13 protein-coding genes are annotated in these 12853 nt (G+C 43.9%); 3 read left to right on the forward strand and 10 right to left on the reverse strand.

Features of this window, described 5'->3' with window-relative positions:
- Positions 1-205: 205 nt before the first annotated feature.
- Entirely contained in the window at positions 206-1576 is a 1371-nt protein-coding gene (locus tag P0M28_RS00625) for a DUF6600 domain-containing protein (RefSeq protein ID WP_302207410.1), read from the forward strand.
- Positions 1577-1717: 141 nt separating this feature from the next.
- Here the strand turns inward: P0M28_RS00625 and P0M28_RS00630 are convergent, their stop codons facing one another.
- From P0M28_RS00630 to P0M28_RS00640, 3 genes are read right to left on the reverse strand one after another with little or no spacing between them, the layout of a single operon-like run.
- Positions 1718-2809, reverse strand: coding sequence for a cytochrome-c peroxidase (locus P0M28_RS00630; RefSeq protein ID WP_302207412.1), 1092 nt, complete (start codon positions 2807-2809; stop codon positions 1718-1720).
- A gap of 4 nt (positions 2810-2813) precedes the next feature.
- Positions 2814-3353 (reverse strand): hypothetical protein, encoded by a 540-nt coding sequence (locus tag P0M28_RS00635; protein WP_302207413.1) that lies wholly within the window; start codon positions 3351-3353, stop codon positions 2814-2816.
- 55 nt (positions 3354-3408) lie between these two features.
- Entirely contained in the window at positions 3409-4278 is an 870-nt protein-coding gene (locus P0M28_RS00640) for a helix-turn-helix domain-containing protein (RefSeq protein ID WP_302207414.1), read from the reverse strand.
- A gap of 309 nt (positions 4279-4587) precedes the next feature.
- On the opposite strand from P0M28_RS00640, the gene P0M28_RS00645 reads away from it, so the two are divergent.
- Positions 4588-5634 (forward strand): DUF2157 domain-containing protein, encoded by a 1047-nt coding sequence (locus P0M28_RS00645; protein WP_302207415.1) that lies wholly within the window; start codon positions 4588-4590, stop codon positions 5632-5634.
- A 4-nt stretch (positions 5635-5638) separates the two neighbouring features.
- Here P0M28_RS00645 and P0M28_RS00650 read toward each other — a convergent pair whose 3' ends face one another.
- Positions 5639-7915, reverse strand: a complete 2277-nt coding sequence (locus P0M28_RS00650; RefSeq protein ID WP_302207416.1) for a sodium-translocating pyrophosphatase — start codon at positions 7913-7915, stop codon at positions 5639-5641.
- A gap of 172 nt (positions 7916-8087) precedes the next feature.
- Here P0M28_RS00650 and P0M28_RS00655 point away from each other — a divergent pair, with 172 nt between their 5' ends.
- Positions 8088-8234, forward strand: a complete 147-nt coding sequence (locus tag P0M28_RS00655) for a hypothetical protein (protein ID WP_302207418.1) — start codon at positions 8088-8090, stop codon at positions 8232-8234.
- Here P0M28_RS00655 and P0M28_RS00660 read toward each other — a convergent pair whose 3' ends face one another.
- The 6 genes from P0M28_RS00660 to folE all read right to left on the reverse strand — a co-directional run bounded on the left by P0M28_RS00660 (position 8235) and on the right by folE (position 12850).
- Positions 8235-9263: a ligase-associated DNA damage response exonuclease gene (locus P0M28_RS00660; protein WP_302207419.1), complete on the reverse strand. Its 1029-nt coding sequence runs from the start codon at positions 9261-9263 to the stop codon at positions 8235-8237. It lies immediately after the preceding gene.
- A 501-nt stretch (positions 9264-9764) separates the two neighbouring features.
- The gene (locus P0M28_RS00665; protein ID WP_302207420.1) at positions 9765-10403 is read right to left on the reverse strand and encodes a flavin reductase family protein; all 639 of its coding nucleotides are present in this window, start codon (positions 10401-10403) and stop codon (positions 9765-9767) included.
- 3 nt (positions 10404-10406) lie between these two features.
- A complete protein-coding gene (locus P0M28_RS00670) occupies positions 10407-10856 on the reverse strand; it encodes a hypothetical protein (protein ID WP_302207421.1) in 450 nt (149 codons plus the stop codon).
- A 28-nt stretch (positions 10857-10884) separates the two neighbouring features.
- Positions 10885-11160 carry a hypothetical protein gene (locus P0M28_RS00675; protein ID WP_367281891.1) on the reverse strand — a complete coding sequence of 92 codons (276 nt, stop codon included), beginning with the start codon at positions 11158-11160 and terminating at the stop codon, positions 10885-10887.
- A 258-nt stretch (positions 11161-11418) separates the two neighbouring features.
- On the reverse strand, positions 11419-12129 hold the full coding sequence (locus P0M28_RS00680) for an SDR family NAD(P)-dependent oxidoreductase (RefSeq protein ID WP_302207423.1): 711 nt from the start codon (positions 12127-12129) through the stop codon (positions 11419-11421).
- Entirely contained in the window at positions 12119-12850 is a 732-nt protein-coding gene (folE, locus tag P0M28_RS00685; RefSeq protein WP_302207425.1) for a GTP cyclohydrolase I FolE, read from the reverse strand. The genes P0M28_RS00680 and folE overlap by 11 nt, the downstream gene beginning before the upstream one ends.
- Between the last annotated feature and the right edge of the window lie 3 nt (positions 12851-12853).

The raw sequence follows: 12853 nt of genomic DNA on the forward strand, positions 1-12853 counted from the left end.
GTCTAATTTGAAAAAAGTATAGCTTTTTCTCAAAACTGTAACTTTCTGATATATAGCTATATACATTAGTCATTCATTTAGGTTTAACGAGCTTTCTTTAAAAATTCTTTAACACAGGCATGATTTTAGCCTCTGTATTAAGAGAATGTAAGTATTTACCGCTTTTTGGCAAAATACTTCAATGTGCAATATAAATTCTCTGATTATGAAAGCTCTCCATAGATTTTTCCGAATAAGTTTGATACTAGGGCTATTCAGTTTAGTAGCTCCCGTATCGGAAAGTAAAGCGCAAGGGCATGTTTCTTTCGATATTTTCTATAATGAGTTATCCCCCTACGGTGATTGGGTTTATAACAATCGCTACGGTCAGGTGTGGGTTCCTAATGTGCGACGAGGTTTTCGGCCTTACGTTACCCGAGGGCACTGGATTATGACCGATTATGGTAACACTTGGGTTTCTGATTACAGTTGGGGATGGGCGCCGTTTCACTACGGACGATGGTACCTGGATGACTTTTACGGCTGGGCTTGGGTTCCGGGTTATGATTGGGGACCAGCTTGGGTAGCTTGGCGTTCGGGCGGTAACCACTACGGCTGGGCACCACTTTCGCCCGGATTAAACATAAATGTTTCCATCAATATCGGTCGACGAATTCCTAGTAATTACTGGGCGTTTGTACCTCATCGTTACATTACCAGCCCTCGGATTTACGATTATTGTTTACCGCGTCGTCGGGTAAGAAATGTTTATCATCAGACGACGATTATCAATAATACCTACGTGTATAATGACCAGCACCACTACTATAGTGGCCCTCAGGTTCGGGAAATTGAGCGAGTAACTCGTCGTCGGGTGGCGGTTCGCCAAGTGCGACCCGCCCAGCGACCGGGTGCTCCAGCATTGCGAAGCAATTCAGTAACAATGTACCAACCACGCACTAGAAGTAGCCGTAGTTCTAACTCAAGAGTTAGTTCAGGGCGAATTCAGACAAACCGAAGTAGCTATCGAACTAGCTCGCCCAGTCGTTCTTCGTACGATCAGGCTACTCGATCCTCCGCGACCCGATCATCGTCACGATCATTGTCGACACCGAATACGCGCAGTCGGGCTGATTACTCTACTGTAAATCGGGCTAATAGATCAAGTAGTACTAGCACTCGGGACGCCAGTCGCTATTCTCGCTCTGGCAGTCGGGAAGCTCGTACCGAACAGAGTGCTCATAGTAGAACTACTGCGCCTCGGGAACGCTCTTCGGTTAATAGTCGGAGCCAGAGCAACCGTTCTTCAGCTCGGTACAACCGAAGTTCTACTCAGCGATCTCCGACGGTGCAGTCAGGTAGTTCAGCGAAGACGAACCGACGATCATCCGTTAGCTCAAGTCGTTCATCGGCACCATCGAGCCGAACGAATGTTAGTCGCTCTCGTTCGTCACAGAGCAGTAGCAATCGTTCAAGCGTAAACCGCTCTTCCTCTTCGCGAAGAAGTACCGGCTCTAGTGTTGGTCGTTCTAATTCTTCAACAAACAGAAGTTCTCGTTCAGCAACGACGCGTTCTAGCCGAAACCGACCGAAATAGAAAGGAGATCCCGGAATTCGCATTCGCTCATCCGGGGATGCCTTACTTTTCGCAAAATTGTTGTACACTCGTACGCTGACCCTATTGGTTGGCGTACTTTTTTAGTTTTGCGCTTAACCTTCTTCGCCAATACAAGCACGCTCATTCCACTGGTAAGCCACTGGGCACCTCTGCGGGAATAGATTGATCGAAAGTAGGATCATCCAGTGTTCTTAAAAACGCAATAATCTCATCTTTTCTAGACTGGTCAAAAGGGGTCATATTTAAATCTCTGAATTCAGCCGCTAATTCTTCATCCGACACAGCAGGGTTTTCACTATTCTTCTGCTCATAAAAAGTCATTACTTTCTCTAACGACTCGTGGGTGCCATTGTGCATGTAGGGTGCGGTAAATGATAGATTGCGGAGGGTGGTTGTTCTGAATTTATAGTTACCGTCCCCCTCATCTGGTAGTGCTAGTCCCGGATGTTCACCCACTCCTAAAGTGTGTAATTTAAAATCTGAAAACATAGGACCCGAGTGACAGGTATTACAACCAGCATCAATAAATGCTTCCAACCCTCGTATCTCTTTCGCATTGAGAGCCGTGTTATCGCCACGAGCAAACCGATCAAACGGGGAATTGGGAGTAATAAGTGTTCTTTCAAAAGAAGCCAAGGCTTTGGCAACCGTTTCAATGGTAATTATAGAGTCGCCGTACGCTTGATAGAAAAGCTGCTGATACGCTGGTATCGCGTTTACCTTTTCTTCTAAAACGCGTATGTATTCTTCTTCTGTAACATTAGGTCCCATCATTTCAATCGGACTCAGTAGAGGGCCAAAACACTGTTCCTCAAGTGATTGGGCTCGATTATCATAAAACATGGGTGCATCACTGGGAGCATATTTTCCGTCGGAATCCATGCCATTAAACGCCGCGTTGAGTACAGTAGGCGAATTACGACTGGTTTTCTGTGTTTCTCCAAACCCATTGGATAGTGCTAGTCCGTCGGCATACCCTTGGGATGGATGATGACACGATGAACAAGAAATCCTATTATTAGCCGAGAGCACCGGATCATAAAAAAGCAACTTACCTAAAGCGGCTCTTTCGGGTGTATTCTGATTGTTTTTTGGCGACATCACTTGCTTGGGGAGTGCCCCAAACCCAAAATCTTGGAGGGGTTCAACTTCAGCTTGCTGACAAGCAACTAATCCAATAATGATGAATATGATGTAAGTGAGTTTTTGCATAGCATTATCTTTTAAAGAAGGAATACGCTACTAAAAAGCCCAACGAGGTTCTTTTCTCAGGAATTACTTCCAGATAAAGACCGGCAGAGACATTTTTTGAAAAGCTTCGAGCAGCTTCTAAGGCGATTAGCACATCGAGGTTGTTGATTTCCCCGACGACTTTATTTTCGTTGAATTGGAAAGCATAGTTTTCCCAAGCGTATTCGCCTCCTAGAGAAAGAAGAGCGGTATACGGTGAACTTCCTTGCGTAAAACGGTGCTTCACGCCTAGCATTCCTTGTAGGCCACCTAGCTTAAAGTTACGGTTATACGGAGCAAGCAGATAAGCAATTGATGACGTTAGTGCCCAGGGTTGAGTGACCTGTCTTTGATACGTTAGTTGCAGCCGATGTATTCCGTTATAGGTAGCATTTTGCTCGCCCACTACTGCTTGAGCAGCTGTAGCACTTATTAAGAACTGATGGCTTTCTTGCGTTGGAGCTTCTTGTGCGTACCCCAGGGACACTAAACCGATGGCCAACACGAAGGTAATAATTAGTTTCATAGTACAAAGAAACCGAAGAATCTTCGTACAGTAGATACGAGATGAGTAGTGAAAACTACGACTTTAGTAGTTTACTGGCTTTACCTGGGGTATGCCCAAAGTGCTTGGTGTAGGCAGCGTTAAAGCTATTGGGATTGGAATAGCCTAGTAATTCCGCCACCTCAGTGACGGAGTAGTTTTTAGAAACTAACTTGGTTTGAGCGTAATTCATCCGAAACACAGTAATCCAAGTGTGCGGAGGTTGACTGAAAAGCTGTTTAAACCCTTGCTTCAGAGCAAATGTATTGAGGCCAATTTGCTTGCTTAATTGCTCAATAGTAGGCGGGGCATTGAAGTTTTTTGTTAAAATATCCCGGGCTAAGTACAGCTTATCAATAGTAGCTTTGTCTAGCGCAGCCGAAGTAGTAAGCTGCAACTGATGGAAGCAGAGTATTGACAATATTTCCAGACACTGCGCCTCCAGATACATTGTTCTAAACTCGCCTGCTAATTTGCACTCCAGAATTTTCATAATGGGGCTTAGCAACTCCTGAGTAACCGGAGATTGCTGCTGATTAACGTAGATATTATCGGGATAGACGAAGCGACGCAGTAACGAATTCTCAAGACTACTATCAGTCAATTTCTGTTGTAAGTATCCTATCGGCACCAGTACGGTCAGTTGAGATAGTTCAATACCTTTAGGCAGCTCTCGGTAAATACTACCAACCTCGGCAGAGGCGAAAAACACCGACCAATTCATACTAGTTTTTGTGCCGACTTCACGATCAGTACTGCTAATTATTCGCGCTTTTCCTTTTTCGTAAAAAGAGAAACCCAATACGCTCTGGGTGATTTTTCCTTGAATAACCTCCGGCTTAACCGTGTTGCCAAAGTTCTGAATAAGGGTGAACGAGCCTACCGTTTCTACTTTAGAACTTAGCATAAAATAAAACCTTACCGCGTTGACAGAAATACCAGCAACATTGAGTACTATTACTCAGATAATCGATCAAAATAGGAAATATGAGAGAAAAGAAAAAACGCTTGCTCCCGTACATGATGGCTTCGGTTACTGTCATCCGCTGGACAAGAATTTTTTACTAACATTTGGCTACGCATTTTTAAGTAAAATGAAACTGAATTACAAAATCGCAGTAGTCATAACTCACTCATGGTAAACCTAAAAATGTACTACCGCTTTGGTCGGCCATTGATGATTCTAAAATAATTCTTTCGGTTTGTATATTGCGGTATGCAATTTACTGAGGAGCAGCATCGGACGTTACAGCAGGCTATTCGGCAGTGGGAGGAACAACAGCTTATCAGTACCGCTACCGCTGAAGCCCTGCGACAGTCTTATCAAATTAAGGAAAGTACACCCCGCTTTGATTGGAAGAACTTATCGCTCATTGCTTTCTTTTTCGCTATTGCCTGTATTGTACTAGCCACTGCTCTATTTCTGGTAGATGACTGGTTGATGAGTGTGGTGAACCGGGTACTAGGGGCTTCGGCACTAACCAAGTGTGCCCTTTTCCTGATTTTATCGTTGGTAACATTCATGCTGGGCGTTCGGCGACGAAGAAAGTATCCGTCGCAAAAATACAGCAACGAAGCCCTCTTGATCTTTGGGGCTATTTTTATCGCTTTTTTCCTAACGTATCTTAGCGAAGCCCTCCAGATGGAAGAAGGTAATTTTCCGGTATTTGTTGGGTTGGCCACTATCGCTTACGGAGCTATCGCTATTTATTTGAAAAGCCACCTATTGTGGGGCATCAGTTTAACCGCATTGGCTACCTGGTACGGAATAGAAACATTTTATTTGAGCAACGAAGCGTCGTACTTCTTGGGCATGAACCTTCCGCTTCGTTATGTTTTCTTCGGATTGTTACTCATTGCGGGTAGCATATTCGTTAAGAAGGTTACTGCTACTCGAGCCTTCTTTTCGGTTACGTACTACTCAGGCATGTTAGTACTGTTTTCATCCCTTTGGCTGCTGTCCATCTTTGGCAATCAAACGGATTTGTCGGTTTGGGGCAATACTCCTCAGTATCAGTTTTGGTACGCTACGTTGCTGCTATCAGTTTTTTCGTTGGGAGCTATTTGGTGGGGTCTGAATCGGCAGGAGCGGCTTACCGCCGAAATCGGTATTCTGTTTTTTCTACTAAATATTTACACCCGCTACTTTGAGTACGGCTGGGACAGTCTACATCGGGTTATATTCTTCGGGTTACTCGCTCTTTCGTTCTGGTTTATAGGCAAAAAAGCCGAAAGTATCTGGAATCGGTTGGAGAAGGATTAAGCCACTATCGCACCTCAACCACTTGCTCAGTGTCACCCTTAATTTGCTCTAATGCACCGGTCTCTTCCATTTTCACAGTATTAATCTTAATTTCTACCGAATTCACTTCGGCTTGATCAGAACTTGTTTCGGCTTGGCTGGAGTGAACTCCATCTACCGCAATATGAGGGGCAATAATTAGGGCTACAATAGAAGTAAGTTTGATTAGGATATTCATTGATGGACCGGATGTATCTTTAAACGGATCGCCTACCGTATCTCCGGTTACTGAAGCTTTGTGAGGCTCCGATCCTTTATACTCCATCTTACCATCAATCTCAACTCCTTTTTCAAACGACTTTTTGGCATTATCCCAGGCTCCCCCCGCGTTGTTCTGAAACATTCCCATGAGTACCCCTGATACAGTGATACCTGCCAGCAAACCACCTAAAATTTCAGCTGAAGAGGTTTCAGCAAATACTCCTTTAAAGCCAAACCCAATCAGAATCGGTGTAAGCAAAGCAATGGCTCCCGGTAAGATCATCTCCCGAATAGAAGCTTGGGTCGATATTTCCACACACTTCTGATACTCCGGGGTAGCCTTGTGCTCCATAATACCCGGAATCTCCCGGAACTGACGGCGCACTTCCTGTACCATGTCCATCGCTGCTTTTCCTACCGCTGCAATCGCCAACGATGAAAAAATGAAAGGGATCATGGCTCCCACAAATAATGCCCCTAACACGGGGGCCTTATATAAATCAATAGAATCAATTCCAGCTACTCCCACAAAGGCTGCAAACAGGGCTAAAGCTGTTAAAGCTGCCGAAGCAATGGCAAAACCCTTTCCGGCAGCGGCGGTGGTGTTTCCTACGGCATCTAGGTTATCCGTTCGTCCCCTTACTTCTTCGGGTAGACCGCTCATTTCAGCAATTCCCCCGGCATTATCAGCAATTGGGCCGAAAGCATCGATAGCGAGTTGCATAGCCGTAGTGGCCATCATGCCCGCCGCAGCAATGGCTACTCCGTACAATCCGGCAAACGAATAGGAAAAAATAATTCCTAAGGCCAATACAATTGTGGGCATTACCGTAGATTCCATCCCAACGGAAAGACCACCAATAATGTTGGTAGCGTGACCAGTGGAAGACTGCTTAATGATGCTGTTCACCGGACGACGGCCCATTGCAGTGTAGTATTCGGTGATAATACTCATTAATGCCCCGACAATTAATCCGATGAAAATGGCCCAGAATACATCCAGGCTACTGAACGCTACTCCCCGAATCTCCAGATTATTGGGGAGTAAGTAATCTACTATAAAATACGAAGCAATAACGGTGAGAATAATAGAAGACCAGTTACCGATGTTCAGTGCTTTCTGTACGCTATCGGTTTCGTGGCTAATACGAACAAAGAATGAGCCGACAATTGAGAAGATCAGCCCCACCCCGGCGATAAGCATCGGTAGTAGTATTGGCGCAATTCCACCGAAAGCATCATCCGATACAATTTCCCGGCCCAGCACCATCGTTGCCAGAATAGTGGCTACGTACGAGCCAAATAAGTCAGCTCCCATACCAGCTACATCGCCTACGTTATCACCTACGTTATCGGCAATAGTAGCGGGGTTTCGCACATCATCTTCTGGAATACCGGCTTCTACTTTCCCTACTAAGTCAGCTCCAACATCAGCCGCTTTGGTGTAAATTCCTCCGCCAACGCGGGCAAACAATGCAATACTTTCCGCTCCAAGCGAAAAGCCCGCTAGTACTTCTAAGGCTTTCTCCATGGCTACCCCATTTACATCCGCTCCCGCTACATTTAAAACATATATCTGGTAGAAAACAATGAATAGTGATCCCAAACCTAGCACAGCTAATCCAGCTACTCCTAATCCCATCACCGTACCCCCGGCAAAAGATACTTTCAGTGCTTTAGCCAAACTGATGCGAGCTGCTTGGGTGGTACGTACATTAGCTTTGGTAGCTACCCGCATTCCGATGTATCCGGCAACTGCCGAAAAGACAGCACCGATAATGAATGATACTGCAATAATTGGACTGGAAGTTTCTACGGTAGTGCCCGACCAAGCCAGTAAAATTGCGGCGATAATGGCAAAATAAGTAAGTACTTTCCATTCTGCTTTCAAAAAAGCCATCGCTCCATCCGCAATGTAGCTCGCTAATTCTTTCATATTTTCTTCCCCAGCATCTTGCTTAGAAATCCAGGCTGACCGGATAAACATGAAGATTAATGCCACAACTCCAAATACTGGCACGAGGTAGACTAGACTATGCATAAATTGATTTTTTTGTACCTAGATAAATTGCGGTGCAAATATAGGGGTTGCTTTTTGTTTAAAAAACTCTTTTGGAGCTTTGTTCTAGGTGGCCAGTGCTGGTAACGTAATGCTATTCAGCGTACCAAACAATTCAAATGAAGGCGGGGTTAAGAAGGAAATAACCGTGACTATGAATACCTCAATACTTAGAATACTACTCAGTTTAGCCGCCAGTGTGATTGCCTTTCGGGTTATCACTGTAAAACCAATTCGTAACTACTTACTTACGGCTCTACTCAACGGAGCTGTTTTCTTGATAAAGCGCAAGCTTCGCTAATTACGACGATTCATTAGCTACTGCGGCTTCGTCACTTTCTTCGGTTTCTCCGCTGTATAGCGTTTCTACTTCGTAAGCTTGCTTGCCTTTTTCCCGCAGCCAGCGGCTGAATACTGAGGTGAAACCGTGGGTAACGTAAATAGTGTCGGCTCCGGTAGCCTCTACCGCTTGGTTTAATCCGGGCCAGTCGGCGTGGTCTGACATGACGAATCCCCGATCGGCGGCCCGGCGACGTTTTGCCCCGCGAACCATCATCCAGCCCGAAGCAATTCCAGTACTGAACGGACGAAAACGATTTACCCAAGGGCTATTCAATGCTGAAGAAGGGGCAATCACTAGTGATTTTCGTAAATCTTCCTTAGAGACTTCGGCTGATACCTTGGGTAATGTTGGCAACGGCGCGCCTCCAGCTATAAGCGCATTGTTCACATTGAAGACCGCTCCGTGCAAGTAAACCACACCGATAGAACGGTCTAATTGATGAATAATTCGCTGAGACTTACCCAATGAGTACGCAATTAGCAAGGAGGTTTTGTTCTGGGCTTGATTGCTTTGCCACCAAGCGTGAATTTCTTCCATTACCGTAGGTTGTGGTTTCCAAGCGTAAATAGGTAACCCAAATGTTGACTCGGTAACGAATGAGTGACAGCGCACTGGTTCAAACTGACCACTAAAACCGTCATCTTCCAGCTTGTAATCACCGGATACTACCGCAATTTGCCCCTTATGCTCTAAACGAATTTGAGCTGACCCAAAAATATGGCCAGCCGGATGTAGTGAAACTTTCACTCCCGAAATATCAATTGCTTCATTATACGCTACAGTTTCCAGTGAAATATCCTGCCCTAGCCTTAATCGAAGAATATTTTCTGAGTCGTGGTGAGCCAGGTAATGCTTCATACCCCAGCGAGCGTGGTCGGAGTGCGCATGCGTGATTATAGCCTTGTCTACCGGTTTCCAGGGATCGATGTAAACATTGGCCGGAGGGCAGTACAAACCGCGGTCGGTAAATTCAATAATGGGTTTCATCCAACCTTATGACTGCCCCCAGAGGAAATTGTTTAGAGAGCGGCCCCTTGATCAGGTTGTGGATTACTTAGTCAACTGCGATAACGTTCTGAAAGAATATGGTAACGCCAGTAACCAAATTGAAGCCAACGACCAGATTAAGCTAATCATCATTAGCTTGAAAAGATCGGTCTGATAATGATGGTAGATTATAGATACCATCCCTAAATAAAAGGTCAAGCAACCCAGAATTCCTGCAACCCAGCGATGGTTCATCTTTTTGTAGAATTTAGACGAGAGAATTGATATTGTCGGCACTAATACGAACCAAAACAAAAGTGATGAGAAAATATTCCACCCGATCAGTAAGGAGTATGGAATTAGCAAAACTACTAAGGATAGTAGTACCAGAAATACTGATAGTAGTAAATTGCTTCTAAGGCGGTTAACGTTGATCGTTCGCATAATTAGATTTAGTGGTTAGTTAAATCTAATATACTTACTGCGGAGCAGTAGATCAATTTAATTGTCAATTGTTACAACGGGTTGGCTTGCCTTAGCGTAGGCAAAACGAACCGGGCTTGCTACCTGATGGTAGGCATCTAAACCACTACAAGTAATGGTTTCTGCTTTTACTAAATCAATAAATCCGTCGGAGCCAACACAGTACTCGGGGAGAATAATCTTTTGAATTTCACCTACTAAAAACACCGTTTCGTTGCACCGCAATGTATGGTGCTCAACGTAAGAAAGCCCAACTTTAACCGAAGCTTCAGACACAAAGGGAGCCAAAAGATCGTCGGCATAATCAGGGGTAAGACCAGTACCTTCAAACTCGGAAATCTCCCAGCGAGCACTGGTATGGTGGGCTTTCTCAACGAAGTCTCTCCGAATATGATTGATTGAAAAGTGTTTCGTGGCTAATATATTTTCCAGTGTATGGCGAGCCACTGTATGAGGACGAAATAAAATGCCAATTAAAGGTGGATTAGCCCCAACATGAATAATTTGAGAGAATATTGCTAAGTTAGTACTACCTTCAGTGGACTGAGTGCCGATGAGCGCTACACTTTTAAATCCGGTAAGTGAGTTAATAAGATTGGTACGAAATCGCTTCTCCAGTGCGCTTAACTGAGCATTTGAGTAAGTTTGATTAGCCATACACTATATCTCAATGGCTTCTTCTATTGATTTGCAATAACGTATATCTAACTTATCAACAATGTTGTCAGGATAGTTCTGAACAATTTGACTTTTAGCAATTTCTACTGACTTTCGGAACCAAGGCTCGTCGGGTAGTATCTTGCGATGCACGCTCAGGCCGTACTGATACATTTCTTTCTTCCAAACAATGAAATACCACTCCATAGAAGGCTGGTGGAAGGCTCGCAATGCCCGCTTATCAAAGATAAACTTTTGACTCACTCCCTGTTTAACCAATTCCGATATTCTTAAGAAAATATCTTTAAAGTGCTCGATGGGAACATACTCTGACTTGAGTTCACAGACAATAATACCTGACCTTTCGTGATACGATACCCTAGCGAATCTAGCATCAAAGTGATCCTGAAACTGCGATATTTCAGGTGACTGGGTAAGCGTAGAATCTTTCATGATGTAAAAAATTAAAAATCACTCCAATTTAATGAAAACTTCCTTTTCTCCGCTTCTTGCCTTCTTCAATTTGACTATGAAGACCATTAATCTCACCTTCTAAACGGCTAGCGTAGTTTAAGGTTGTTTTTATCATTTGCTGTTGTGAAGTGATTTGTTCCTTAAGGTACGACAATTCTGAATTCATGTCCCGTAACTTCGCTTGATATTCTTCTTTCAAACGCTGCTTATCTAGCTCTGCTTTCTTGAGCTCTTCCTTAAATATTAGGTATGCCTCCGGAGGGGTTTTTATCAAATCTGCCATGTTAATAGTCACCTAAGCATTTACACTGTTTTTACTTACCTTAGCTCAGCAGCCATCTCGTATTTTCACTATTCTAATAGATATGCACACATGGCTTATCCTAGAATTAAACAGTAAGATACTTACTATAGTATTAGAACAACACGCTATTTGCCCTTAAAGTTTTTACTTTGTTTAATTTGATATAAACAAAAGTTAAATTCTGCCTACGTAGCGAGTAAGTTGTGAACGGTTTAAGAACAATCTTTAGACAGGATTCTATAAATGTTTTACCGATGATAACCCGCCGTCGATGTGAAGCACTTGTCCGGTTACCCAGCTACTGTCATCAGAAAGCAGGTAAATCACCGCCTGGGCAATATCGTCTGGTTTTCCGTAACGCCCGAGCGGATGTCTTTTATTAGAAGCCTCTTTTTTCTCCTCAGTAGACAGCAAATTATCGGCTAAGGGTGTATCCGTTAGAGAAGGGGCAACCACATTAACGCGTACATTTTTATTCGCTAATTCGGCCGCCAACGCCCGTCCCAGACCTTCTACAGCCCCTTTGGCCATAGCTACCGCGGTATGAAAATTTAAACCCAATTGAACGGCTACGGTGCTAAACATTACTACACTGGCTCCTTTGGCAGCCCGCAAATTTTTCAAGGCCGCCTGAATAACTTTTACTGCACCAATGGCGTTTAGTTCAATTTCTCGCTGAAAATCAGCGGGTTTTAACGACTGAAAAGGTTTTAATGTGATGGTGCCGGGCGTGTAAACCAATCCATGCAACTGTTCGGGTAACGAATTCAGTTCGTCGGTCATTTCTAACACATCTAATGAAATATGGGTAACATTATCGTGGGTGGGCGGTTCTTGCCGAGAGGCTACGGTTACTGATGCTCCTTCTTCTAAAAGAATATCCAGCGTAGCTTTCCCAATTCCTGAAGTGCCACCAATCAATAATATATTTTTTTCTTTAAATTTCATGTGTACTTTTTAAGCTGATATAGTTCAAAAACTCTTTTTTCTTTTCCTCATTTTCCTGGAACACCCCGCAGTATTGTGAAGTAACGGTCAGGCTATTGACATCTCGTACTCCCCGGGAGGCAACACACATGTGGGCGGCATCAATCACTACTGCAACGTCTTCCGTTTGTAGTACTTCTTTTAATTCGTTAGCAATTTGAACCGTCATACGCTCTTGCACCTGCGGACGCTTAGCATAGTACTGTACAATACGATTAATCTTCGATAAGCCAATCACATGGCCGTTAGAAATATAAGCCACGTGCGCTTTACCGTAAATAGGCACAAAATGATGTTCACAGTTAGAGTAAAATGTAATATTTTTCTCTACCAGCATTTCATTGTACTTGTATTTATTCTCAAACAGGGCAATATTAGGTTTATTTTCAGGTTTTAGTCCACTAAATATCTCCTGTACGTACATTTTACCTACCCGACGTGGAGTCCCTTTTAAGCTATCATCTTCCAGGTCTAGCCCTAAAATGAGCATGATTTCCTTAAAGTGCTTAGCAATCAGTTCTATCTTCAAGTCATCATCTTTCTCGAAGGCGTCTGGACGCAGTGGAGTATCGTAAGAAGTACCTACGTGGTTTTCACCTATTTCATCGGAGAGTTGATGTCCGTTATTACTGTGCCCATTAAGATGAACTCCATTATTGTTTTTTGTGGTATCGTTAATCATTAG

The sequence above is a fragment of the Tunicatimonas pelagia genome, from assembly GCF_030506325.1.
In the GTDB taxonomy this organism is placed as follows: Bacteria; Bacteroidota; Bacteroidia; order Cytophagales; family Cyclobacteriaceae; genus Tunicatimonas; species Tunicatimonas pelagia.